We start from the raw sequence: 24688 nt of genomic DNA on the forward strand, positions 1-24688 counted from the left end.
TCATCCCTCCGCAACATTTCCGGCCGCGATATGTCGGGCGGGCCGGCTCACACGGTCACCGCCTCCTGCTCGCCGTCCTGCGCCGGTACCACCGGGCCCGGCTCGGGGGACTCGTCCCGGCTGCCCAGGCAGACGAAGGCGCAGACGGCGGCCACTACGGCGGCGACGTACCAGTTGGCGCCGGGCAGGTCGTGCGAGCGGGCCAGGTCGAAGAGGACACCGGCCAGCAGGGAGCCGACCATGTTGCCCGCGCTGCGGAAGAAGTGCATGGCGCCCATGGCCTTGGTGAGCCGCTCCGCGGGGACCTTGCGGGCGATCCAGATGTCGAAGGACGGCACGAAGAGGATGTCGCCGAGGACGACCGTGAAGCAGCCGACGGCCACCCAGGGCGCGGTCCGGCCTGCGCCGAAGAGCGTGAACGCGACCGTCATGCCGACCAGGCCGAGCGCCATCACGGTGCCCGGGTTCAGGTGCTTGATCAGGAACTTGAACAGCGGGTACTGGAGCACCAGCGTGGTCAGGCCGGTGATCCAGAACGGCGCGGACGGCGCCCACTGCGGGGCGAACTCCTCCATGTGCAGCGGGATGCCGACCATGAAGCCGATCGACAGGAACCAGTACACGGCCGACAGCAGGAAGTAACGGGTGGCCCCGCGCACCTCGATGCCCTTGAACACAGCCGTGCTGAACAGCGGGGCACGCCCCCCGGTTCCGCCGCTCTCGGCCGGCTGGAAGCCGTCGCGCGGGATGAACGCGGAGGCCGCGCCGCAGAAGCCGATGAACAGGGCGAACACCACGGTGAAGACGGTGCGCAGGTCCACGTGGGCGAGCAGACCGCCGAGCAGCGCGCCGCCGAAGAGGCCGACCTGCGCGGACATCTGGAAGGTCGAGAAGGCCTTGGGCCGCTCGTCGTCCGGATAGGAGAGCAGGATGTTCTTGAGGCCGGGGAAGGCGGTGCCGGAGCCGATGCCGATGAACAGCGCGAGGACGCTGTAGGCGAGCACGCCGTCGCTGAAGCCCATCAGGCCGAGCGCCGTCGCCTCCACCGCCGTGCCCAGGAACACCGCCCCGCGGATGCCGATCCGGGCCGCGGCGCCCTCGTAGAAGAAGGTGGCGAGGAGGCGGCCCACGTAGGTCATGCACATCACGACACCGGCCCAGAAGCCGCTGTCGGTGCCGCCGAGGGAGGCGACGAGGACCGGGAACCAGATGAAGTTCCCGATGTGGGCGAGGAAGATACCGGCGTCTACGCCGATGAGCGCCCGCCTGCGTTCGGGGGTCATGCCGCGGACCTTTCTGTGGTTTCCAGTGGACGGGAGGGGATGCGCGAGGTGGTGCGGAGGTCCGCGATGGCGCGAGCGAGGGCGGGGCGGTCGACCGGGACGCCCCGGACGACGGTGGCCAGGGGCAGCGCGGTGATCGGCGCGTCGGCCGCGAGCAGGTTGTAGGTGGCGCTCGCGCCGACACGCAGCGGATGTGCCGCCGAGGAGGTGCCGCTCAGCTCGTCGAAGTAGCGACGGCCGCCGATCGTGGCCTGGTGGCGCAGCGGTTCGGTGAGCGCGGGGTCGTCGCCACGCAGCAGGCCCAGCTCGCTGAGCAGTGAATAGCCGTGGTACGCGCCTGTGTTGCCCGAGTCGGTGCCGATCAGCAGGCTGCCCGCGCGCAGGGCGGCCAGGGCGTTGCGCCGCATGTCGGCGAGCGCGGCGGTACGGGTCTCCTGGCAGCCGTACTCGATGCCGTACGGCTGCTCGATGCCGCGGACGAACTCCAGGTTCCGCGGGTCCTGGGTCTCGGCGAAGCCCTCGCGGCCGTACTCGGTGAGGAACTCCTCGCCGGTCATGACCATCGGGCGCAGTCCCGCGAGGGTGGAGACGAAGCGGGCGCCCTCGAACTCCCGCCGGTCGGCCGCGTCGAGGGTGCGGTCGCGCACGGTGTGGGCGAAGAGGCGGAAGCCGCAGTCGTACGCCCAGCGGGTCTCCTGGAGGGTGTTGCAGTCGATGACAGCGGTGATGCCGCGCTCGGCCGCCAACCGGGCGGTGAACCGCAGGACCTGCTCGGACAGCCGGGAGAACCGCACCGGGCTGCCCGGCTGTTCGGTGCCGTCGGTGAACATCACCTTGAGGAAGGTGCCGCCGCGCTCGGCGTTGGCGCGCAGCGCGTGGTCCAGGTCGGCCTCGACGGCGAGCATGTGCACCGGTGCCGGGAACTCCACCCCGTGACCGGTGCGTCCGGCGGCGTCGGTGGTCGCGGTGACCGCGTATCCGCAGTGGACGATCTCCGGGTACGGCCAGGGCGAGGCCGCGCGGCCCGCCGCCCAGGCGTCGGCGGCGAGCGGGAAGCCGAACATGTCCACGACGTGGGTGACCCCGTGGTACAGGTACTGGAGCGCGACGATCCGCGGGTCGTCGACCGTGTCGTCCCAGTTGGCGGGCAGCGCGACATGGGCGTGGGCCTCGGTGTAGCCGGGCCACAGTTCGTGCTCGGTGCCGGTGCGGGTGCCGGAGGGCTCGATCCGGGTGAAGACTCCGTCCGCCACGGTGACGTCGTAGCGGGCGCCCGGATCGAGGGCGGGGATCGCCACCCCGCGCAGATCCCGCGGGGTCACTTCGCCACCTCGACCCGCATCCGCAGGTCGACCCGGTCCAGGGCCTCCTCGCAGCGCTTGTTGACCTCGGCGCGGTCGGCGCCGGTGAAGATGAGGTGGCCGATCCAGTCGAAGTTGCTGCGGGACAGCCGCGTGACCTGGGTACCGGGCTTCTTGTAGGCGAGGGCGCTGTGGTAGCCGGGCAGGCCGGTCAGCTCGTCGAAGCCGATGTGCTCGACGGTGCCGGCGACCGGGGCGCCGAACCAGTGGCCGCCGGCGGTGGTCTCGCCGGGGAAGGGCAGTTCGGGCCGCTCGCCGAGCGCCTGCCGGATGACCTCCAGGTACGGGTCGACGCCCGAGGTCAGGTGCATCAGGCTCGGGACGATGCCGCCGATCAGCCGCCCGTTGACCTCGCACAGGACCGGGCCGTCGGGGCCGAGCAGGTACTCGGTGTGGATGAATCCGAAATCCACGCCGAGTCCGCTGAGGACCTGGCTGGTCATGGCGAACAGCTCGTCCTGGAGGGGGTGGCCGGCGAAGTAGGTGGCGCCCATCTCGATGAAGTGCGGGAAGCCGCTGAGCGGCCGGTCCGTCAGACCGAGGTTGACGATCTCGCCTCCGGCGAGGACGCAGGACTCCACCGAGATCAGCTCGCCGGTGACGAACTCCTCGATCAGCACGTCGGGGATACGGACGACACCGCGGCCGTAGTCGGCGACGTCGGCCAGTTCGGCGAGGTAGGCGCGCAGGTCGTCCTCGTCCTTCAGGTGCAGGACGTGCAGGCTGGCGGTGCCGTCGGAGGGCTTGACCACACAGGGGAAGCCGATCTCGCGTACGGCGGCCTCTACGGCGGCGGGGTCGTCGGCGTCGGCGACGTGCGCGAACCGGGGCTGGCGGATGCCCGTGCCGGCCAGGGTGGTGCGGGTGAGGTGCTTGTGCCGGGCGTTGCGGGCGCCGGTGACGCTCATGCCGGGCAGTCCGAGCGCCTCGGCGACGGCGGCGGTGTGGACGGTGTGGTACTCGCTGTAGGTGGTGACGCCGTGGATCGGCCGCGCCTGGTGCAGGCGGCGGGCGAGGGCGGTCAACTCCTCGATGGAGAAGGCCTGTTCGCTCTTGACGACGTGGCAGTTCGGGTGGGCGTAGGCGGCCTCGGCGAGCGGGGAGGCGGCGAGGTAGAAGTCGGGGTCGACGGAGACGAGGGTGACGTCGTGGCCGAGGTCCAGGGCGTTGGCGATGCCGGCGACGCCGTTCGGGTTGCATTCGATCATCAGGATGTGCACGACAGGCTCCTTGACTGGTCGGCGGCGCGGCCACCGGCGTGGGTGAGTGCTCTGAGTACGGCGGGCAGATCGAGGCCGAGCGCGGCCATCACCTCTTCGTGGTCGCCTCCCTGTGAGGGCCAACTGCGGTTGGCGCTCACGGAGTTGATCTCGCAGTGGGGCAGCAGCAGCGCGAGTGCCTCGGCGACACCGCCCTGGCCGCGGTGTTCCTCCACGACCACGAACCGGCTGTGGTGGCGGGCCAGTTCGGCGGCGGCCGAGGTGAGGTGCTCGTGGTCGGCGTGCACCAGGTGGGCGTGGGCGAAACCCGGGGTGCGGGTACGGGCCTCCAGGGCGAGGCGGGTGCCCTCCTCGCCGAACGACACCAGGCACACGGCGCCCTGATCTGCCCTGAACTCCCAGTTGACGAGCGGGAGTTCGCCGCCCGACGGCAGGTCGAGGGAGGTGTAGCGGGCGTTGCGTCCGGTGCGGATGTAGTGCGGCCGGCCGGAGCGGGCCGCGGCCCGGACCACGGCCCGCATCTCGGCCTCGCCGTAGGGGGCCGCGATGGTCACGCCGGGGATGCTGCGCAGGATCGCCAGGTCCTCCAGGCAGTGGTGCGTGGTCCCGAACCAGGCCCCGGAGACCCCGGCGTACGGCGCCACCACGGTGACTCCCGCGCCGAGGTAGCCCAGGGTCAGCTTCAGGCTCTCCGCAGCGCGCAGTGCCGCGAAGGGGGCGAAGGTGCTGACGAACGGCTTGTATCCACCGGCGGCCAGCCCCGCCGCCATGTCGACCATGGCGCCCTCGGCGATCCCGAGGTTGAAGAACCGCTCGGGATGGGCGAGTTGGAAGGGGTGGCCCTTGCCACCGAGGTCGGCCTCCAGGCACAGGAGGGTGCCGTCGGTGTCAGCGAGCCGGGTCAGCTCGTCGCGGTAGGCGTCCCGCCCGGAAAGAGGGCCGTTCATCGGATGGCTCGCTTCCACTGGGCGGCGCGGGCGGCGTCGATGGTCACGTAGTGGGAGGCCGCCCTGCCCTCCACGGCCCGTACGCCCTTGCCCTTGACGGTGTGCGCGACGACGGCCAGCGGGCGCCGGGCGGCCGAGCGGTCCCCGGCGAACAGCTCGGTCAGGGCGGCGAGGTCGTGCCCGTCCACCTCGGCCGTCTCGAACCCGAACGCGGCGAACCGCTCAGTGAGTTGGGGCAACGGCGAGATGTCGGCGACGAGTCCGTCGTTCTGGCCCCCGTTGCGGTCCACGACCAGCACGAAGTTGCCGAGCTGCTGAGCGGCGGCGACCTGACAGGTCTCCCACACCAGCCCCTCCTGGAGCTCACCGTCTCCGGCGACGGCGATACCGAGCCCGCCCCGCCCGCCGATCCGGCGCGCCAGCGCCCACCCGGCCGCGTACGGAACACCGTGGCCGAGACTGCCGGTCGGGAAGCGGACACCGGGCACCTTGGGCCCCGGGTGCCCGGTGTACGGGGCGCCGGCCAGCCCGTAACGCGGTGCCGGGTTCTCCGGCAGGACGCCACTGACATGCAGCGCCGCGTACAGCCCGGCCGCCGCGTGCCCCTTGCTGAGGACGACCTCGGTGCCGTCACCGACCGAGGCCCGGTGCAGGGCCGCGATCAGGATGTCCAGCACGGACAGGCTGCCGCCGAGGTGACAGCCGCGAGGACTCGCCGCCATGTCGACGACGAGCCGCCGGGCTTCAACGGCACGTGCGGCGAGGGCAGTTGCGCCCTCGGTGGCGAGGGCCGGTTCGAGTACGGCGGTCATCCCCGGCTCCCCTCGGGCAGCGCCAGCCAGCGGTTGACGGCGTCGGCGAGCAGGGAGCGGGCGGTGCGGTACTCCATGGCGTCGATGCGTTCCTCGTCGGTGTGGTCGAGGGCGGAGTCGCCCGGGCCGTACGCCACCATCGGTACGTCGTGCCAGGTCGTGGCCAGGGTGTTCATGTCGGAGGTGCCCTTCTTCACCACGAACCGGGGGCGGATGCCGGCCTCGGCGAAGGCGCGGGTGAAGACCTTCACCAGCGGTCCGGTACGGCCGCCCGCGTGGCCCGGGGTGGCGCGCAGCACCTCGATGTCCACACCGTCGGCGACGCCGGTGCCGGTGCCGGTGAGCGCGGCGGTGCGCAGCGCGTCGAAGTCGGCGCCGGGCGGGATGCGGAAGTTGAGGATTCCGGTGGCCCGGTCCTGTGTGCGGCCGGGTTCGCCGGTGACGTCGATCACCGCGCTCAGCGCGTCGGGTGCGGCGGCGAGGACGGCGGCGCGGATGTCGGCGAGAGCGCCGATGAGGCGGTCCGGGGCGGAGACGGCGTCCAGGCCGGCCGAGTGGCCGGTGGCGACGGACGCGGTCACCCGGAGCTTGAACAGCCCGAAGTAGCCGAGGGTGAGCTTCGCCGCGCCGCTGGGTTCGCCGATGACGACGGCGTCGGCCGGGTAGTGGTCGCGGGCGTGGTAGGCGCCCTTGGAGGAGGAGATCTCCTCCTCGACCGCGCCGACGACGACGAGTTGGCCGTCCTCGGGGATGTCGGCGTGCGCCAGCACCTCCAGGAAGGCGGCCAGGCTGCCCTTGGCGTCGACGCTGCCGCGCCCCCACAGCTCGCCCGCGCGCCACTCGGCGGGCCAGCGGTGCGGGACGGTGTCGAGATGGCCGAGGAGCAGCATCCGGCGGTCGCCCGCACCCCGGTAGGCGACCAGGTTGCCGACCGGGTCGACGTGCGCGTCCATGCCGCGTTCCCGGCACCATTCGGCGAGGTACTCGGCGAGGGGCGCCTCGTCTCCGGAGACCGACGGCACGCAGACCACGCGGGTGAGCAGGGCGAGGTCGGCGGCGGGCTCGCGGGTGCGCCAGAACCGGGTCCGTCCGGTGGCGTCGCCGAGGGTGTGCGGGCCGGTGATGGCGACATCGGCTGCGCTGTCCGCGAGGGCGATCTCGGCGGCGCGGACCTTCTGCCGCATCCGGCCCCGGGCATAGCGGGCCCCGTCGCCCGGATAGGCGTCGAGGAGCGTCGAGCCCGGGTCGTCCGGGTCGGTGAGCAGTCCCGCGGTGCCGGTGACCAGGCGCAGATGGTCGGCGTCCAGGGCGGCGGCGAGGACCGCCGCCAGCACATCGGCGTCCACGTTGAGCGGGGCCCCGCCGTCCGGGTCGGCGACCGGGGGCGCGAGGCACACCACGTCGTAGGCGTCGAGCAGCGCGGTCAGCCGTACGGTGTCGGCCTCGGCGGGGACACCGGCGCGGTGGTCGCGGACCACGACGGGGCGGCCCTCGGCGGACAGCGCCTTGAGGGGGCGGTTGGCCCGGCCGGTCACCAGGCCGCCGCGCGCGGCGACGGAGGTGAACACGCCGATCCCCAGGGCCCGTAGGCCCTGTTCGACGGCGGGCAGGGTGACCTTCTCGTAGGCGTCGACGAGGTGCGGCATCTCCTGGGGCGGGCAGTAGCGCACCGAGTCGCCGTTGGTGAGCCGGAGTTGGGGCATGGGGCGGTCGATCGCCGTGTAGTGGCGCTCGATTCCGGTGGCTCCCCCGGCGACCAGCAGCACCCGGGCGCCGCGCGCCACGATGTCCGCGATCTCCTTGAGGACGATCTCGCGGTCGAGGGTCGCGCTGCCCGCCTTGATGACGTAGAGCGGACTGTCGCTACGGCTCATGGCGACACCGCCGTGGTGGGGAGTCCGGCGGTCTCGGCGAAACCGGAGATCAGGTTCATGGCCTGGATCGCCTGTCCGGCCGCGCCCTTGATCAGGTTGTCGAGGGCGGCCACGGTGACGCACTGTCCGTCGCGGACGGCGAGGGCGACCTCGGCGACGTTCGAGCCGACGACGGCCTTGAGCATCGGGAAGTCCTGGGGCGCCTTGGGCGCCGGGCGGACCCGGACGAACGGCCGCCCCACATACGCTCTGGCGTAGGCGCGCTTGACGTCCAACGCCGTTACTCCGTCGCGGAGTTCGCTGTAGGCGGTGACCATGATGCCGCGCGCCACGTCCAGGCTGTGGGTGGAGAACCGCAGGTCGACGGAGGCACCGGAGAGGTCGGCGAGGGCCTGCCGGATCTCCGGCGCGTGCCGGTGGCCGTACAGCTTGTGCACGCGGAAGTTGCCGGTGCGCTCGGCCGGCGGCTCGCCGCTGCCTCGACCGCCGCCGGTGGAGCCGGTCTTGGCGTCGACGATCACCCGGTCGGCGACCAGTGGCTCGGGCCCGGCGAACAGCGGGTGCAGGGCGTAGATGGTGCTGACGGCCATGCAGCCGGGCAGGCTGACGAACCGGCTGTCGGGGACGACCGGGCTCAACTCCGGTATGTAGTAGGCGAATTCCTCCAACGGCGGGTGCGCGGCGGTGCGCGGGTAGTGGGTACGGATCTGCTCCGCGTCCCGCAGCCGGAAGTCGCCGCCGAGGTTCAGCACCCGCTTGGCGTTCTCGGCGATCAGCGGGAGCCGCTCGGGGAGGGTCCCGGTGGGCAGACAGCCGAAGGCGATGTCGACGGGGCCGGCCTGCGCGAGTTCGGCCAGCGGGCGCAGGGTGAGGCCGGCCGCGCGCGGATGGTTGCGCAGCCAGGGGTGGACGGCGCCGACGGCGGCACCCGCGGCCCGCTCCGCGGAGAGGAACGCCAGCTCCACCCGCGGGTGTTCGAGCAGCAGCCGGACGAGTTCACCGCCGGTGTAGCCGCTGGCGCCGACGACGGCGACCCTGATCCTGTTGTCAGCCAAGGCGGGCCGCCTTCTCGTACGGGCGGCGGTACTCGCGCGTCTCGACCAGCTTGCGGATCGCGTCGGGGCGGCGGGCGACCTTCCGGAAGGCGTCGGCGTAGCGCAGGATCCGCTCGTACTCGACCGGGGAGCGCAGTTCGCGGCAGAGCACCAGGGTGGAGTCGAGCATGCCCAGCGTGACCGGGAAGTCCTCGGGGCGGTGGTCGCGTACGGCGGCCGGGTTGAGCGTGAACGGGTATCCGCCGCCGAAGCCGTCCCGGTGCCGGAAGGGCAGGTGGCAGGGGATCGGGGTGTTCTGCCACTCGCGGGCCGGTACGCCCTCGGCGACGAGCAGTTCGTGCACCGCCTCCTTGACCGCGAACTCGGGTAGGTCGCCCAGACCGACGGCCTCGGGACGCAGCGTCGCCCGGTACATGTTGTACGCGTGGACGTGTCCGGCGGGCACGTGCGGCGGGGTGAACAGGCCGGTCTCGCGCAGCGCGTCGCCGAGCAGGGCGGCGTTGCGGGCGCGGATCGCGTCGTAGTACGGCAGGCGGGCGAGCTGACTGGTGCCGAAGGCGGCGGCGACCCAGGACATGCCGTAGTCGATGCCGTGCCGTTCGAGATACGTGGCCGCGCGGTCGTGGGCCTCCTCGGTGGCGAAGAAGGCGATGCCGCCCTCGCCGCCGAGCGGGAAGTTCTTGTCGGCCATCAGGCTCTGGCCGGCCGCGTCGCCGAAGGAGCCGGCGATCCGCTCGCCGATCTTCGCGGAGTGGGCGTGCGAGGCGTCCTCGACGAGGGCGAGGCCGTGCCGGTCGGCCAGGGCACGCAGCGCGGGCACGTCGGCGGGCAGGCCGTGGACGTGCACCGGCATCAGCGCGCGGGTGCGGCCGGTGATCGCGGCAGCGGCGGCGGCCGGGTCCATGCAGTAGGTGACGGGGTCGATGTCGACGAACACGGGGATCGCGTGCGCGGCGACGACGGCCTGAGCGGTGGCGATGAAGGTGAACGCCGGGACGATCACCTCGTCGCCGGGCCGCACACCCGCGCCGACCAGCGCCAGATGGAGGCTGGAAGTGCCGCTGGCGGTGGGCAGGGCGTGCGCGGCGCCGACGTAGGACCGGTAGGCCTCGGCGAAGTCGGCGACGACCTTCTCGGGGGCCTGCCGCTGGGCGAGCATCAGGTTGAAGACGTCTTCCTTGGTGATGACCGGGAAGAGCGTGCGGCGCAGCGCCTTGGGGATCGTCTCGGTGCCGCCGAGGGCGGCGAGTTCGGCGTCGAGTTCGGCCGGGTCGGGCAGCGGCAGCGGGGCCGCCGGGAAGTCGGTGATCATGAGCGGGCTCCGGAGGTGGCGGCGGGGCGCGCCGCCTGGGTCAGGGCCATCCGTACGCAGGCGGCCACCAGGGGGCTGAGCCGGTAGTTGAACTGGACGCCGGGCACCAGGGAGGCGTCCGCCTCCTCCTGGGTCCACATCGTGCGCAGGTCGTGGGCGCCGAAGATCTTCAGCCGCTCGGCACGGTCCCGGACACCCGCGTCGTCGGTGAGGACGGCGGCGGCCGGCCCGAAGCCCAGCCCGGTCAGGTCCACGACGAGCGCGGGCGCGGTGGCCGTGGCGGCGAAGGCGGCGAGCCGGTCGGCGTTGCCGCCGTCCAGGGCCAGGAAGTCGTACGGCGGCGCCCCGTCGGCCGTGACGGTGACGGTGACGCCGAGCCAGTTCAGGAAGGCCTCGGTGGCGGTGTCGGCGGCGGGCAGGGCGACGGTGTCCCCGTGCCCGATGCCCTGGCCGGCGAGGGCCGCGTGCAGCGCGCCGGTACGGCTGTTGAGGAGGACGGCGTGGGCGCGTCCGGTGAGCCTGGTCAACTGGCGTTCCAGGCCGGGCAGTTCACGGTCGCTCTTCTCGATGCTCATCACCACGCCCGAGGTGAGGACGCGGGTGAGCACCGTCGCGGTGTCGAACAGTTCCATGGGTCGGGGTCCTTCTCCGGTCTCTTCTCCGGGTCTGCTCACGCGGCGGCGGGTGCGGGCGCGCGGTCCGCGAGCCGCTCCGCGACGTACTCGGCGAGGAGGGCGGCGACGTCCACTCCGTGCTGGGCCGAGGAGCGGGCGAATTCCGGGTTGGCGTTGACTTCCAGCACGAGCAGCTCACCGGTGGCCCGGTCCTCGACCAGGTCCACGCCGTAGAAGCCGGGGCCGAGGACGTCGACGACGTGGCCGCACAGCTTGTCGATCTCCGCGGTGACCTCGGTGCGCCGGACGGTGGCGCCGAGGTGGGTGTTGGTGCGCCAGTCGTCCGAGCTGCGCTCGATCGCCACCACCGGGGTGCGTCCGACGACCACCACGCGCAGGTCGTGGCCGGGCTTGTCGACGTACTCCTGCACGACGACGGGGAACAGCTTCCCGGCCGCGTCGGCGGACTCACGGCCGCCGGCCCAGGCCTCCACGCACTCGGCGTTGGCCATCATGGTCACGCCGCGTCCCCAGGAGCCGCTGACCGGCTTGACGACGGCGGGCATGCCCAACTCTGCGACGGTCGCGCGGACTTGGTCGTAGCTGAAGGCGTGCCGGGTGACGGGGTGCGGGATGCCGTGCCGGGCGAACAGCAGGGACTGCAGGCCCTTGTCGTTGCAGGTCTCGATGGCGGCGGCGCGGTTGAGGGTGGTGATGCCCGCGTGTTCGAGGCGGCGGGCGACGCCGATCGCCTCGCGGTGGGACAGGTTCCTGATCAGGGCGAGGTCGGGCGGGCCGGCCTGGCCCGCCACCACCCCGGCCAGATCCTCCAGGAGCAGCGGCCGCACCGCGAGCCCCTGGTCACGCAGGGCACCGAGGAGGAGTTTCTCCTCGGGCCGCAGCATCGTGACCGAGAGCAGGACCTGGTCGGCGACCGTCACTCGCCCCAGTCCTCTTCCACCTCGGGAGCGAGGTCGAGCCGCGTTACCGCGTCGCTTTTCTCCACGACCTCGTGTTCCTGACCGCAGGCCGCGCATTCGGTTATCTCGCCCTTTTCCCAGTCCTCCTGGACCTCGAATTCGGTATCGCAGACGAGGCATTTCGGGGCCGCGACGGCAAGGGGCATTTGCTGGACTCCTTCTGTTAATTGGCATGCTGAAGTCACCGGGTGGTGGGTTCGGTTTCGTGCGTTCGGCGGGCTCAGCGCCTGCCGGTCAAGGGCGTTGACCAGCATTCAACTTGACAGGTCGTCAGGTTGTGTTGCGGCAGGTCAGGCCCATCCTTGATCACTGAGAACGGTCACCGTGGCCGACGTTGCAGTCGCACTCGCATCGGCACCACCAGAGACGGCGGGGAAAGCAAGGAGCGCGACGACGAGTACCGCGAGCGCTCCACCGATTCTGCGAACGTACTGAACACGCTTCATTTCCAGTCCCCCCTGGACTATTCGGGACAGCCACTCCCCTGTGCTGCCCACACAGAGAGAATGCCCTGGTCCAGGGGTTGCCGGAAGGGATTCCAGGCCTCATGATCGTGCACTGCAAGATTCGGAAGGGGCCAAGGTGTGCGACAGGACAGACATTGAAGGAGCGGGCATCCGGACGGAGGTCTGTCCCGAGGGGATCGAGTTCTACCGGAATGTCGTACTGGCTGGAAGGGGGGTACACGACGACGCCCCCAAGTGCCTGTTCGCATTCGGTCTGCTGACGCCTGCGGTGAACGATCCGATGGCCGTCGTGGCGGTACCGCCGGAGATCGCGACCGCCGCACTGCTACGTCCGATGGAGCGGGTGGTCCTGGACCAGCAGCAGGCCATGGCCACGGCACGGGCAGCGATGACCCAGGTTGAAAGCGTGTACCGGGATCTACGGCGAGACAGCACCATCGTCCAGCAGCTCACCGGAGAGTCGGTGATCGCCGCCGCGATCGAGACGGCCGCCCGGTCCGCCCAACGTGAGGTGCTCACCGCCCATCCGGGAGGCGGACGGCCCGAGGAGATACTCGCCAGGTCCCTGCCGCTCGCGCTCGATCATGGAGCCAGGGGAGTGAGCCAGCGCAATCTGTACCAGCACACCGTCCGCACCCACGGACCGACGCTCGACTACATCAAGGCCGTCACCGGAGCCGGTATCGAGGTACGCACGGTCGACGAGGTCTTCGACCGGATGCTGATCTACGACCGCTCGCTGGCCTTCATACCGGACCAGAACAAGAAGCACCGCGACCACGCCCTGCTGGTCACCGACCCCGGCATCGTGCAGTTCCTCGTCTCCGTCTTCGAACACATCTGGGAACGAGGCAGACCGGTCCTCTACGAGGAGAACCAGCACCGCCCCCGCCTACTCACCGACGAGACCCGCCTACGAGTCCTACGGCTCATGGTCGACGGCTACACCGACTCGGCCATCGCGAGCCGGCTCGGCATGAGCACCCGTACGGTGGCGACCCACCTGAAGAAGGTCTCCGACCTGGTCGGCAGCAACAGCCGGGCCCAACTCGCCTATCTGACCGCCCAGAACGGCCTCCTGAACGACCCCGCCCCCTGCGACTGCGGGACCCGGCCCTGACCGGAAGCGGCCGGATCCCCACCGCGCGCTGGGAGTACTAGGCACGCACCCTCAGGTAGTAGAAGCGCGTCGTCTGCGTCGCGCCCTGGTTGTCGTCGCTGACCAGCAGCACCTTGAACCGGCCCTTCTCGCGGCCCGTGATCACCATGCCCTCGATGTTGTCGAGGAGCGGGTTCGGCTGCGGCTGCTTCGCGGTGGCGCCGAGGGACGGGCAGTCGGCGATGTCCGCGAGCAGGGTCTTCTTGACGAGCCGGACGCCGGGCTGACCCGTGAGGGTGTCGATCCCGCTGGTGTCCGTCGCGTGGCGCGGGTCGGCCAGGTAGAGGCGGACGGTGTTGCCGACGCCGCTGGTGAAGCCGCGCTCCAGGACGAGGAGGCGGCCGTCGGGGAGGGCCTGCACCTCGGGGACGCCGAGGAAGGCGGCGTCGGTCTTGTAGGCGTACTGGGCGGCGAGCCTGAAGTGGTCGCCCTTGGTCCGGGTCCAGGTCTGGAAGCGGACGGCGCCCGAGGTGTCGCCCGCGATCGGGTACTCCATCGACGCGAGCAGGGTGTGGCCGCCGGGCAGCAGGGTCAGGCCCTCGAAGGTCTGGTTGGAGACGGCCCGGCCCGCGGGCGCGACCAGCAGCGAGGACGGGACCGGGAGGCGGTCGAGGATCCTGCCGTCGGTGGAGTAGCGGCGGATGGACGGCTCGGTCTCGGAGGTGATCAGCCGGGTGCCGTCGTGGTCGATGACCAGGCCCTCGGAGTCGAGGGCGGCGCCGTTCTCGTCGGCGAGCGCGACGACGCTCTTCGGCTGGAGGGTCCTCGCGTCCAGGTCGAAGAGCGAGGAACGGTCCTCCAGCGCGGCGAGCGAGCCGTCCTTGTCCAGCGCGAGCGCGGAGAAGTTGCCGACGAAGGTGCCGTCGAACGTCGTCTTGTCGAGCGCGTCGGAGAAGCGGTCGATCGAGACGGAGGACGAACAGGCGTTGGCGGTAAGGGAGTTGCTGGTGGCGTTCGCGGGCCCGGCGGCGGTCAGGCAGGTGGCCGCCGCCAGGCCGGCGGTCGCGGTCGCGATTACGGTTCTCAGGCGCATGCCGGTCACCGTAGGACGGGTGGGTGACGGGCGGGAGACCTGGCAGTTAAGCGAGATCCTTGTGAATCGCCTTTGCGACGCCCTGGATGGTCGTGATGCCGTAGCTCATCGTGCTGTTGTCCTGGGTGAGCACGCTCATCATGTAGTCGTGGCCGCCGCCGTTGAAGGTGCCCAGGCTGTGGACGCGCCAGCCGTGCGTGGACCGTTGCAGCCAGCCGTTCTTGACGTGCACGGTGACGCCGGAGGGCGCGCCGTACGGGGTGCCCCAGCGCTGACTGGAGATGACCTGGTTCATCAACTTCAGGATGTAGGCACGGGAGTTGTCGCTCAGCACCGTGTTCTTGGCGGTGACCAGCTTGAGCAGCTTCTGCTCGTCGGTCACCGTCTCCTGGGTGAGGCCCCAGTAGTTGTTGGCGCCCGGCTTGGTCTGGGTCATGCCGGCCGCCGTCAGGAAGCCCTTGATCTTCGTCAGGCCCAACTGCTTCCACAGGGTGGAGGTCGCGGTGTTGTCCGACTTGGTGATCATGGCGGTGGCGAGGCTGGTCTCGCGGCTGGTCAGATAGCGGTTGTGCTTCTTCGCGTCCCACAGCAGCGTGGCGAGGACGGTCACCTTGACGGTGCTGGCCGAGTCGTAGGCACTGGTCGCCCGGAGGGTGCAGGTGGTCTTGGTGGTGCGGTCGTAGAGGCCGACCGCGACGGTTCCCCTGCGGGTCGCGAGGGCGGCGGTGATGTCCTTCTTCAGCTTCGCGGCGAGGCCGGCCTTGGCGGACGTACAACTGACCGTCGGGGTGGCCGCGGCAGCGGGCGTCGCGGCGGCCAGCACGGGTATGAGCACCCCGGCGCCCGCGCCGGCCGCCAGCACTCTGGCTCGGCGGGATATCCATTGAGTCATGCAGGAGTTGACTCACAGGAAGGCCCGAAAGGTTGTACGGGTTGGGGAACGGTTGCACGACGCGTTACCCGGGCCTTTGCGAATTCACAGCCGAGCACAAGGTCGGGCACAGCACCTACCCACCCTGCCTCCGCACGATGGCCGGGTGACATCTGCCACCGATCCACACCCCCACACCGAACCCGCGTCCGCCGACTGGCCGCCGCCGGCCCCACCCGAGGCGGCGCCGCCGGAGAAGGCGCCCCGCTGGTCGCTGCCCGCGCTGGTCGCGATCATGGTCCTGGCGGCCGTGCTGTACTCCTGGAACCTGAGCGGCTCCAGCCTCAACAGCTTCTACAGCAGCGCCGTCTACAGCGGCACGCAGAGCTGGAAGGCCTGGTTCTTCGGCTCGCTGGACGCGGGCAACTTCATCACGGTCGACAAGCCGCCCTTCTCCCTGATGGTGATGGGCCTGTCGTGCCGGATCTTCGGCTTCGGCACCTGGCAGATGATGCTGCCGGAGGTCGCCGCCGCGCTCGGCACGATCTGGATCCTGCACTCGTCGGTGAAGCGGTACTTCGGCCATGTGGCCGCGACGATCGCCGCGCTCGTGCTCGCGCTGACCCCGATCACCGTCGCCATCAACCGTGACAACAACCCCGACACCCTCCTCGTCCTGCTGATGGTGGCGGGCGCGGCCCTCGGTCTGCGCGCCGTGCGCACCGAGCGCCTGCTGCCGCTGATCGGCTCCGCGGTCTGCTTCGGCTTCGCCTTCAACACCAAGCTCCTCCAGGGCTACATCGCCCTGCCCGCCGTCTTCGCCGTGTACCTGTTCGCGTCGAAGCTCGGCTGGAAGAAGAAGCTGGTCCAACTCGCCCTGGCCACGGTCGCGTTGGCCGTCTCCAGCTTCTGGTGGGCCACAGCCGTCTCCCTCGTCCCCGCCGCCGACCGCCCCTACATCGGCGGCTCGACGGACGGCACGGCCTGGGACCTGATCATGGGCTACGACGGCTTCGGCCGCGTGTTCGGCGGCGAGGGCAACGGCGGCGGAGGCGGCGCCGGGGGTGGTGGCGGCGGTACCTTCGCCGGCACCGCGGGCCTCGGCCGGATGTTCAACGACATCCTCGGCGGCCAGATCTCCTGGCTGCTCCCCTTCTCGGCCATCGCCCTGATCGCCGGCCTGGTCCTGGTCGGCCGCGCCCCGCGCACCGACCCGACGCGCGCCGCGCTGGTCATGTGGGGCGGCTGGACCCTGCTGCACTACGTCACCTTCAGCATGGCCCAGGGCACGATGCACCCGTACTACACGACCGCGCTCGCCCCGGGCATCGCGGCGCTGTGCGGTGGCGGCGGCGTCATGCTGTGGCGTGCCTTCCGCGGCGACGACGCCCGCTGGTCCTGGGTCCTGCCGGCCGGCCTCGCGGTCACCGGCATCTGGGCGATCGTGGTGCTGCGCCGGGCCTCCGGCTGGAACACCTGGCTGTGGCCGACGGTCGGTGTGCTGATGGTCCTCGCGATCGTGGGCCTGTTCGTCTTCCGCTCCGGTTCCGGCACCCGGGCCCGGCTGCTGACCGCGTCCGTGGTGGCCGCGATCATCGCCGCGCTCGCCGGTCCGACGGCGTACGCCGTGACTCCGGCCGCGTCCAGCGGCTCCGGTGGCGGCGGCATGGGCGGCTCCAACCCGACGGCCGGTCCGTCCACGGGCGGCGGCATGGGCGGGGGCGGCGCTCCCGGCGGCAACCGCGGCGGCTTCGGCGGCGCCGAGGGCGGTCCCGGCGGCAGCCAGGCGAACGGGGAAGCTCCCGGCGGGATGACTCCGGGCGGCGGCACGGGTGAGCTGCCGCAGGGCGGCGGAGCACCGAGCGGGGCGCCGACCGGGGGCCAACAGGGCGGTGCCACCGGGGAGTTCCCCGGCGGCGGCACGGCACCTGGCGGTGCAGCCTCGGGCGGCACCGGTACGGCTCCGGGCGGCGCCACCGGCGGTACGCGCGGCGGCTTCGGCGGCGGTGGCGGCATGGGCGGCACCACGTCCAGCGCGCTGATCTCGTACCTGGAGAAGCACCAGGACGGCGCCAAGTGGCTGCTCGCGGTGTCCAATTCGCAGAGCGCGGGCCAGCTGATCCTCAGCACCCACAAGCCCGTCATCTCCATGTGGGGCTTCACCGGTTCCGACCAGGCGATGACCCTCGCCAAGCTCAAGGAGCTGGTGAAGAAGGGCGAGTTGCACTACATCCAGCTCGGTGGCGGCGGCATGGGCGGCAACAGCACCCTGAACACCGAGATCACCTCGTGGGTGCAGAAGAACGCGACGGCGGTGAAGGAGAGCGCGTACGACAAGAGCGCGACGGCGGAGACGAGTTCGAGCTCCTCGACCTCCACCACCAACACGTCGACGCTGTACCGGCTGGACCCGTCGGACGTGAAGTGACACCGGCGTAGGCGAACAGCCCACCGCGCCAGCGGCCCCCGACCACACGGTCGGGGGCCGTTTTTAACATTCCGTTAACCACCAATACCTCATGTCCATGCCACCCTCCCTGTGCCGCCTAATCAACCCGCGTAGATGGGAAACTCTTTATGCTGGCGCCCCACATACGGCACTGGAGGTCGGTCGCGCTGGCGACGGCCGCCGTCCTGGTCGGTCTCACCGCCCCCACACTGACGGCGACCCCGGCCGCCGCCACGACGACCGCGTACGACTCGACGTACTACAAGAACGCGGTCGGCAAGACCGGCACGAGCCTGAAGTCGTCGCTGCACACGATCATCAGCACCGGCGTCACGAAGATCTCGTACGCCGCGGTCTGGAACGCCCTCATGGCCACCGACCAGGACCCGAACAACAGCAACAACGTGATCCTGCTGTACAGCGGTGTCTCCCGCGCCAAGTCCCTCAACGGCGGCGACGTCGGCGACTGGAACCGCGAGCACACCTGGGCCAAGTCGCACGGCGACTTCGGCGAGGTGACCGGCCCCGGCACCGACCTGCACCACCTGCGTCCCGCCGACGTCCAGGTCAACAGCATCCGCGGCAACCTGGACTTCGACAACGGCGGCAGCGCGGTCACCAACGGCGGCGGCAGCACCGTCGACTCCGACTCCTTCGCGCCGCGCGCGGCGGACCGGGGCGACGTGGCCCGCATGATCCTCTACATGGCCGTGCGCTACGAGGGTGACGACGGCTTCGCCGACCTGGAGCCCAACGAGAAGGTCAACAACGGCAGCAACCCCTACATGGGCAAGCTCTCCGTCCTCAAGGCCTGGAACGAGGCGGACCCGCCGAGCGCCTTCGAGGAGAAGCGCAACCAGGTCATCTACGACACCTACCAGCACAACCGGAACCCGTTCATCGACCACCCGGAGTGGGTCGAGGCGATCTGGTAGATCGGTGTGACGCTCCTTGAGCCTCGATGAACGTCGATGAGGCTCAAGGAGCTTTTCCGCGCTCCCCGGGATCGTCGGCGTCGTCAGGAGCCGGCCCCGTGTGGAAGACCGGCCAGCCGATCTCCGTGCGCCACTCGGCGGTGTCGGCGGTGTCGCGGCGGCCGACGAGGTAGTACTCGCGGATCGGGCCGTCGACGGCCAGGGCGTGTTCGGTGACGTACGTGGCGAGGGTGCCGTAGGCGCGGTCGATGTCGGTGTGCGGGCCGGGGTGGGTGATCGTGGCCAGTTCGACGGCCGGTACCACCAGCGGCACGACCCGGCCCATCGGCCGTACCGGACCCGTGCAGGGCACGAAGATCGTCGCGCGGCCCCGTTCATGGGTGAACAGGTCGTCGCTGAAAATGCCTCCGGCCGGGCCGCCGGTGGGCAGGTCCTGGGCGTCGAGGGTCGCGTAGATCTCGCCGAGTGCGCCCTGGTACCAGGACAGCGCCTCCTTGACGTCCACCGTCTCGGCGATCGCGGCGGCCGGGGTGGCCTCGACGCGGCGCCGCCCGAGGTCGGCCCGTTCGGCGGCCGGGGGCTGCGACAGGAGGTCGCGCAGTGACGTGACCGCGCTCTGGGTGCGGGACAACTCCGCTTCCAGTTGGCCGAGATGGTCGGCGATCAGTTGGTTGCGGGTCTCGATGTCGGGGGCCGCGATCACCTGCGCCACCTGGTCGACCGGCATGTCCAGGGCGCGGAAGCGGCGGATGATCTGCGCGGTGGGGATCTGGGCGGTGGTGTAGTGCCGGTAGCCCGTGTGCGGGTCCACGTCGGCCGGCTCCAGCAGGCCCACGCGGTGGTAGTAGCGCAGCGTCTTGACGCTCAGGTGCGTGGCCCGGGCGAAGTCGCCGATCGGCAGGGTGACGTCCACCCCTGGAGTCTGGCACCTCCCCCAGGGGGAGAGTCACGCGTCGGAGCGGGGGTTGACCCTCCCGGCGCGGGAGCGCCCAGCGTGGTCCTTGCCCGGCCGACCAGCGCCGGAGCCGCGAAGCGAGAGGAACCCGATCATGCGTGCCACCGAACTCACCGGCGTCGTCGCCGACCACATCGCCGCCGTCAACGCCCTCGACCTCGACGCGGTGATGGCCACCTTCGCCGAGGACGCCTACGTCAACGACAACCGCCGCGAGTTCGTCGGCAGCGCGGCCGTGCGCCGCTGGGTGGAGCGGGAGATGGTCGGCGACAAGGTCACCATCGACGTGCGCGAGGTCCTCGACCACCACGGCGACACCATCGTGCGCGGCGCCTACGACGGGACGTACGACAAGACGAACCTGCCGGACGAGGTCGTGCTGTCGAACTACTTCAGCGTCCGCGACGGCAAGATCGTCAGCCTGGTGGTCATCTTCAACCGGGACCCCGAGTACTGATCGCGACGACCGGCCGCCCCCTGCACACCATGGAAGCGATCACGATGGAAAGCGATCAGGCATGAGCTACATCCTCGACCCGGAACTCGTCCCCGTTCTGGCCGCGTTGGCCCAGGGGGCGGTCGGCGCCCCCGCCCGTGAGCGCGGTGACTGGAAGGCGCTGCGCGAGGTCGGCAACGCGGGCCAGCGGTACATGGCGAGCCTGGTCCCGCCGGTCAGCGGAATCACGACCACCACCCACTTCACCACCGCACCCGACGGCGCCTCCATCGAACTGCGCCGGTACAACACGGGAGATGAGCCACAGCCCGGCCCCGCCGTGGTCTACGCCCACGGCGGCGGCATGGTCCTGGGCAGCCTCGACACCTACGACACCCTGCTGTCGTGGTACGCCGCGCAGAGCGGCGTCCCCTTCCTGTCCGTCGGGTACCGGCTCGCCCCCGAGGCCACCGGGACCATGCTCGCGGAGGACGTCTTCGCCGGCCTGAGCTGGCTGGTCGAGCACGCGGACGAGGCGGGCGTGGACCCGGCCCGGATCGCGGTGATGGGCGACAGCGGCGGCGGAGCGCCCGCGGCCGGCGCCGCGATCCTGGCGCGGGACCGGCGGGTGCCACTGGCCCGGCAGATCCTGGTCTATCCGATGCTCGACGACCGCAACCAGACCCCGGACCCGGCCCGCGAACCGTTCCTGACCTGGACCTACGACAACAACTTCACCGCCTGGAGCGCGGTACTGGGCGACGCCCTCAACACCGCCGACGTCCCGCCCGTCGCCGCCCCCGCCCGGCTGGCGGACTTCAGGGGGCTCGCCCCCGCGTACATCGACACCGGCGACCTCGACATCTTCCGCGACGAGGACATCTCCTACGCCGGGCGCCTCGCGGCCGCGGGCGTCCCGGTCGAACTCCACGTCCACCCCGGCGTCCCGCACGGGTGGGACCGGCTCGCCCCCGAGTCCCGGGCCGCCCGGCGCGCCTTCACCGACCGCCTCCGTACCGTCCGAGGACTGTGAACCATGAGCGTCCACGTCACCACCGAAATGAAGACCAGGCCCGAGCACACCGAGGAGGTCATCGCCGCCCTGTCCCGTGCCCTGCCCGACAGCCTCGCCCACGACGGCTGCGAGGCGATCAGCCTGCGCCTGGACCAGGACTCCCCGACCACCGTGGTCTCCTTCACCCAGTGGGCCACCCGCAGCCACTACGAGGAGTACCTCGCCTGGCGGACGGAGACGGGCATGACCGACGAGATCGACCGGATGCTCACCGAGCCACTGCTCATCCGCTATTTCGACGAGGTCGTCACCAGGACCCGCTGAGCGAGTTCGGCCGTTCGGTGGAAACCGGGGTTCTGCCGGTGCTCACGGGTGGACGACGGCGGACGGAACGGCATCGTGGCTCCCGTCGCGAATCGCCCGACCGCCCGACCCGCCCGTCCCGCAGTCCAGGAGGACTCCATGCTCGGCACCGACTTCACCACCGGCTCCCCCAACTGGCTCGACCTCGGCAGCCCCGACACCGGGGCGGCGGCCGCGTTCTACGGCGCGGTCCTCGGCTGGCGGTTCGTCTCCGCCGGCCCCGAGGCGGGCGGGTACGGGTTCTTCCAGGTGGACGGCAAGACCGTCGCGGCCCTCGGACCGCTCACCCAGGAAGGGGCGGACTCCGCCTGGATGATCCACTTCAAGACCGAGGACATCACGGCCACCGTCCAGGCCGTGACGGCCGGCGGCGGAACCGTACGGATGGAGCCCATGGACGTCATGGGCGAGGGCATGCTGGCGCAGGCCACCGACCCTCAGGGCGCCGAGTTCGCGCTCTGGCAGCCCGGCCGGACGGCGGGACTGGAACTCACCTCCGCGCCCAACACCCTGCTCTGGGCGGAACTGCACGCCCCCGACCCGGAGGCCGACATCGCCTTCTACCAGGGCCTGTTCGGCTGGCGCAGCCAGGACATGCAGGCACCCGGCATGACGTACCGGGTGCTGAGCACGAGCGCCGGGGACCAGCGGGACGCGTCGTTCGGCGGGGTCGCGCCGTTGAACGCCGGGGAGGGCGAACGGCCGCGCTGGGTACCGTACTTCCACTCGACGGACGTCGACGCCACGATCGAGGCGGCGGAGGCCGGTGGCGGTTCCGTGCTGATGCCGGCGACGGACGTACCGGACGTCGGCCGGATGGCCTGGCTCGCGGACCCCTTCGGCGCGGCGTTCGCCCTGCTGAAGCCGGACCCGCGGATGTGACACCGGCGGCCCGTCACCCCAGATGAGTGGGCGCGAACATCCGCAGGACGGCCGGGAGTACCACCACGGAAGGTCCGGCCGTCCCCAGCGCCTTCGCGAGGTCCGACTCCAGTGCCTGGGGGGTGGTCCGCACCCCGGGCACCCCGAACGACTCCGCCAGCGCCACATAGTCCGGCCGGGTCAGCTCCGTGGCCGTGGCCTCGCCGAACGCGTCCGTCATGTACTCGCGGAGGATGCCGTAGCCGCCGTCGTCGACGATGAGCCAGGTGACGTTCAGGTCGTACTGCCTGGCCGTCGCCAGCTCGGCGATCGAGTACAGCGCGCCCCCGTCGCCCGACACCGCCAGCACCGGCCGGGTGGGGTCGGCCACCGCCGCGCCGAGCGCCGCCGGGAAGCCGTAGCCGAGGCCGCCCGCGCCCTGGGCGGAGTGGAGGTGGTTGGGGCCCTTCGCGTCGAACGCCGACCAGGCCCAGTAGGCGAGGATCGTCATGTCCCAGAAGGACGGGGAGTCGGCCGGCAGCGCCTTGCGCACCGACGCCAACACGCCCTGTTCCAGGGTGAGTTCCTGGGCGTCGATGCGGGCGCGCACCCGCGCCAGCACCTCCCGCACCCGCTCCGCCGCCGTCTCGTCCGGCCGCTCCGTCACCGTCTCCAGCAACGCCTGGACCGCGTGCCACGCGTCCGCGTGGATGCCCAACGCCGGGTGGTTGGACTCCAGTTTGCCGAGGTCCGCCTCGATCTGGACGACCCGGCCGCGCGGCGCGAACGTGTGGTAGTTCGACGACAGTTCACCCAGGCCCGAACCCACCACCAGCAGGACGTCCGCGTCCTCCAGGAAGTCCGTGGTGTGCCGGTCCTCCAGCCAGGACTGAAGGGACAAGGGGTGCGTCCATGGGAACGCGCCCTTGCCGCCGGGGGTCGTGACGACGGGGGCGTTGAGCTTCTCCGCCAGTTGCCGCAGCTTCTTCGAGGCGTCCGCCCGTACCACTCCCCCGCCCGCGATGATCGCCGGGCGGGCCGCGCGCGAGAGCAAGTCGGCCGCTACGGCGGTCAGTTCGGGGCGCGGGACGAGGTCCTCAGGGGCCGCGTCCACCGCCGTCACGACCGGGAGCAGGGTCTCGGCGAGCAGCACGTCCTGCGGGATCTCCACCCACACCGGGCCGTGCGGGGCCGTCAGCGCCGACTTCCAGGCCTCCGCGATGGCGGACGGGATCTGTGACTGGGTACGGACGGTGTGCACCGACTTCACCACACCTCTGAACGAGGCGGACTGGTCCGGGAGTTCGTGCAGATACCCGTGCCGGCCGCCGCCCAGACCGGCGCTCGGGATCTGGCTGCTGATCGCGAGGACGGGGGCCGAGGCCGCCCGTGCCTCCTGGAGCGCGGCCAGCGAGGTCAGCGCGCCGGGGCCGGTGGACAGCAGCAGCGGCGCCGCCTCGCCCGTGATCCGGCCGTACGCGTCGGCCGCGAACCCGGCGTTGTTCTCCACCCGCAGCCCGATGTACCGCAGGTCGGATCGGCGCAGCGCGTCGAACATGCCGAGCGCGTGCTGGCCGGGCAGACCGAAGACGGTCGTCGCGCCGAGCCCGGCCAGGGTCTCCACGACCAGGTCGCCGCCGTTGCGCCCGGGGGGCGGGTTCAGGGCGGCGGTGGTCTGCGCGGCCGTCGGGCGGAGTTCCAGGTCGTGGTCGTGGGTCACTTCGAACGAGCCTCGGCAATCTGACGGGACATGATGGTGATCAGGTCGTACGCGGTGTGGGAGGCGGCCACCGAGGTGATCTCGGCGTGGTCGTACGCCGGCGCCACCTCGACGACGTCCGCCGACACCAGGTTGCAGGATGACAGGCCGCGCAGGATCTCCAGCAGTTCGCGCGAGGTCAGACCGCCGGCCTCGGGCGTGCCGGTGCCGGGCGCGTGGGCCGGGTCGAGGCAGTCGATGTCGATGGAGATGTAGAGCGGCCGGTCGCCGATGCGCTGGCGCAGCTGGTCGGCGACCTCGTCGGCACCCCGGCGGTAGACGTCGGCGGACGTCACGATGCCGAAGCCCATCTTCTCGTCGTCCTTGAGGTCCTGCTTGCCGTAGAGCGGCCCGCGGATACCGACGTGCGAGAGCGCCTCCGTGTCGAGGATGCCCTCCTCCACCGCCCGGCGGAACGGCGTCCCGTGCGTGTACTCGGCGCCGAAGTACGTGTCCCAGGTGTCGAGATGGGCGTCGAAGTGCAGCAGGGCCACCGGGCCGTGCTTCTTCGCGACGGACCTCAGCAGCGGGAGGGCGATGGTGTGGTCGCCGCCCAGGGTCATCAACCTCGCGCCGGTGCCCAGGAGTTGGTCCGCCGCGGCCTCGATGGTCTCGACGGCCTCGTTGATGTTGAACGGGTTCGCCGCGATGTCCCCGGCATCCGCGACCTGCGCGAGGGCGAACGGGGACGCGTCCTGTGCCGGGTTGTACGGCCGCAGCAGCCGGGACGCCTCGCGGATCGCGTTGCCGCCGAAGCGCGCCCCCGGCCGGTACGAGACACCGGCGTCGAACGGCACACCGACCACGGCGACATCCGCGCGGCCGACCTCGTCCAGCCGCGGCAGCCGGGCGTAGGTCGCCGGTCCGGCGTAACGCGGGGTGCGGGAGGAGTCGACGGGGCCTCGGGGCGTCTCGTTGCTGGTCATG

23 protein-coding genes are annotated in these 24688 nt (G+C 71.3%); 7 read left to right on the plus strand and 16 right to left on the minus strand.

Annotated elements, in window-relative coordinates; genetic code table 11:
• Positions 1 to 47 precede the first annotated feature (47 nt).
• From AB0M63_RS33815 to AB0M63_RS33865, 11 genes are read right to left on the minus strand one after another with little or no spacing between them, the layout of a single operon-like run.
• Positions 48 to 1283, minus strand: coding sequence for an MFS transporter (locus AB0M63_RS33815; protein WP_366022032.1), 1236 nt, complete (start codon positions 1281 to 1283; stop codon positions 48 to 50).
• Positions 1280 to 2605 (minus strand): hydrolase, encoded by a 1326-nt coding sequence (locus AB0M63_RS33820; protein WP_366022033.1) that lies wholly within the window; start codon positions 2603 to 2605, stop codon positions 1280 to 1282. The genes AB0M63_RS33815 and AB0M63_RS33820 overlap by 4 nt, the downstream gene beginning before the upstream one ends.
• Positions 2602 to 3864, minus strand: a complete 1263-nt coding sequence (locus AB0M63_RS33825; RefSeq protein WP_366022034.1) for an ATP-grasp domain-containing protein — start codon at positions 3862 to 3864, stop codon at positions 2602 to 2604. The genes AB0M63_RS33820 and AB0M63_RS33825 overlap by 4 nt, the downstream gene beginning before the upstream one ends.
• The gene (locus AB0M63_RS33830; RefSeq protein ID WP_366022035.1) at positions 3852 to 4811 is read right to left on the minus strand and encodes a transketolase; all 960 of its coding nucleotides are present in this window, start codon (positions 4809 to 4811) and stop codon (positions 3852 to 3854) included. Before AB0M63_RS33830 ends, AB0M63_RS33825 begins: the two co-directional genes overlap by 13 nt.
• The gene (locus AB0M63_RS33835; protein ID WP_366022036.1) at positions 4808 to 5623 is read right to left on the minus strand and encodes a thiamine pyrophosphate-dependent enzyme; all 816 of its coding nucleotides are present in this window, start codon (positions 5621 to 5623) and stop codon (positions 4808 to 4810) included. The genes AB0M63_RS33830 and AB0M63_RS33835 overlap by 4 nt, the downstream gene beginning before the upstream one ends.
• The gene (locus AB0M63_RS33840; RefSeq protein WP_366022037.1) at positions 5620 to 7497 is read right to left on the minus strand and encodes a M20/M25/M40 family metallo-hydrolase; all 1878 of its coding nucleotides are present in this window, start codon (positions 7495 to 7497) and stop codon (positions 5620 to 5622) included. Before AB0M63_RS33840 ends, AB0M63_RS33835 begins: the two co-directional genes overlap by 4 nt.
• Positions 7494 to 8552, minus strand: coding sequence for an N-acetyl-gamma-glutamyl-phosphate reductase (argC, locus tag AB0M63_RS33845; protein ID WP_366022038.1), 1059 nt, complete (start codon positions 8550 to 8552; stop codon positions 7494 to 7496). Before argC ends, AB0M63_RS33840 begins: the two co-directional genes overlap by 4 nt.
• Positions 8545 to 9864, minus strand: a complete 1320-nt coding sequence (locus tag AB0M63_RS33850) for a DegT/DnrJ/EryC1/StrS family aminotransferase (protein ID WP_366022039.1) — start codon at positions 9862 to 9864, stop codon at positions 8545 to 8547. The genes argC and AB0M63_RS33850 overlap by 8 nt, the downstream gene beginning before the upstream one ends.
• Positions 9861 to 10496, minus strand: coding sequence for a DegT/DnrJ/EryC1/StrS family aminotransferase (locus AB0M63_RS33855; RefSeq protein ID WP_366022040.1), 636 nt, complete (start codon positions 10494 to 10496; stop codon positions 9861 to 9863). The genes AB0M63_RS33850 and AB0M63_RS33855 overlap by 4 nt, the downstream gene beginning before the upstream one ends.
• 38 nt (positions 10497 to 10534) lie before the next feature.
• Positions 10535 to 11419, minus strand: a complete 885-nt coding sequence (locus AB0M63_RS33860; protein ID WP_355921121.1) for a RimK family alpha-L-glutamate ligase — start codon at positions 11417 to 11419, stop codon at positions 10535 to 10537.
• Positions 11416 to 11604, minus strand: a complete 189-nt coding sequence (locus AB0M63_RS33865) for a lysine biosynthesis protein LysW (protein ID WP_355921124.1) — start codon at positions 11602 to 11604, stop codon at positions 11416 to 11418. The genes AB0M63_RS33860 and AB0M63_RS33865 overlap by 4 nt, the downstream gene beginning before the upstream one ends.
• Positions 11605 to 12205: 601 nt before the next feature.
• Here AB0M63_RS33865 and AB0M63_RS33870 point away from each other — a divergent pair.
• The gene (locus tag AB0M63_RS33870) at positions 12206 to 13045 is read left to right on the plus strand and encodes a LuxR C-terminal-related transcriptional regulator (RefSeq protein WP_358849730.1); all 840 of its coding nucleotides are present in this window, start codon (positions 12206 to 12208) and stop codon (positions 13043 to 13045) included.
• A 37-nt stretch (positions 13046 to 13082) separates the two neighbouring features.
• Here the strand turns inward: AB0M63_RS33870 and AB0M63_RS33875 are convergent, their stop codons facing one another.
• A complete protein-coding gene (locus tag AB0M63_RS33875) occupies positions 13083 to 14117 on the minus strand; it encodes an esterase-like activity of phytase family protein (protein ID WP_366022041.1) in 1035 nt (344 codons plus the stop codon).
• Between the two features lie 46 nt (positions 14118 to 14163).
• Positions 14164 to 15009, minus strand: coding sequence for a serine hydrolase (locus AB0M63_RS33880; protein WP_355921133.1), 846 nt, complete (start codon positions 15007 to 15009; stop codon positions 14164 to 14166).
• A 145-nt stretch (positions 15010 to 15154) separates the two neighbouring features.
• Between AB0M63_RS33880 and AB0M63_RS33885 the strand changes: the two genes are divergently transcribed.
• Both AB0M63_RS33885 and AB0M63_RS33890 read left to right on the plus strand, forming a co-directional pair.
• Positions 15155 to 17416, plus strand: coding sequence for a glycosyltransferase family 39 protein (locus AB0M63_RS33885; RefSeq protein WP_355921136.1), 2262 nt, complete (start codon positions 15155 to 15157; stop codon positions 17414 to 17416).
• A 149-nt stretch (positions 17417 to 17565) separates the two neighbouring features.
• The gene (locus AB0M63_RS33890) at positions 17566 to 18372 is read left to right on the plus strand and encodes an endonuclease (RefSeq protein WP_355921139.1); all 807 of its coding nucleotides are present in this window, start codon (positions 17566 to 17568) and stop codon (positions 18370 to 18372) included.
• 43 nt (positions 18373 to 18415) lie between these two features.
• Here AB0M63_RS33890 and AB0M63_RS33895 read toward each other — a convergent pair whose 3' ends face one another.
• Positions 18416 to 19285: a MerR family transcriptional regulator gene (locus AB0M63_RS33895; protein ID WP_366022042.1), complete on the minus strand. Its 870-nt coding sequence runs from the start codon at positions 19283 to 19285 to the stop codon at positions 18416 to 18418.
• A 136-nt stretch (positions 19286 to 19421) separates the two neighbouring features.
• Here AB0M63_RS33895 and AB0M63_RS33900 point away from each other — a divergent pair, with 136 nt between their 5' ends.
• From AB0M63_RS33900 to AB0M63_RS33915, 4 genes are all read left to right on the plus strand, one after another.
• Positions 19422 to 19784, plus strand: coding sequence for a nuclear transport factor 2 family protein (locus AB0M63_RS33900; protein ID WP_366022043.1), 363 nt, complete (start codon positions 19422 to 19424; stop codon positions 19782 to 19784).
• Between the two features lie 61 nt (positions 19785 to 19845).
• A complete protein-coding gene (locus AB0M63_RS33905) occupies positions 19846 to 20796 on the plus strand; it encodes an alpha/beta hydrolase (RefSeq protein ID WP_366022044.1) in 951 nt (316 codons plus the stop codon).
• Between the two features lie 3 nt (positions 20797 to 20799).
• Positions 20800 to 21102, plus strand: a complete 303-nt coding sequence (locus AB0M63_RS33910) for an antibiotic biosynthesis monooxygenase family protein (protein ID WP_366022045.1) — start codon at positions 20800 to 20802, stop codon at positions 21100 to 21102.
• Between the two features lie 138 nt (positions 21103 to 21240).
• A complete protein-coding gene (locus AB0M63_RS33915; protein WP_366022046.1) occupies positions 21241 to 22023 on the plus strand; it encodes a VOC family protein in 783 nt (260 codons plus the stop codon).
• A 13-nt stretch (positions 22024 to 22036) separates the two neighbouring features.
• Here AB0M63_RS33915 and AB0M63_RS33920 read toward each other — a convergent pair whose 3' ends face one another.
• Complete coding sequence (locus AB0M63_RS33920; RefSeq protein ID WP_366022047.1) at positions 22037 to 23722, minus strand: thiamine pyrophosphate-binding protein; 1686 nt, start codon at positions 23720 to 23722, stop codon at positions 22037 to 22039.
• Positions 23719 to 24687 (minus strand): agmatinase, encoded by a 969-nt coding sequence (speB, locus tag AB0M63_RS33925; RefSeq protein ID WP_355921160.1) that lies wholly within the window; start codon positions 24685 to 24687, stop codon positions 23719 to 23721. Before speB ends, AB0M63_RS33920 begins: the two co-directional genes overlap by 4 nt.
• Position 24688: the final 1 nt, after the last annotated feature.

Origin of the sequence: Streptomyces sp. NPDC051576 (genome assembly GCF_040681835.1) — a bacterium.
Lineage (GTDB): Bacteria > Actinomycetota > Actinomycetes > Streptomycetales > Streptomycetaceae > Streptomyces.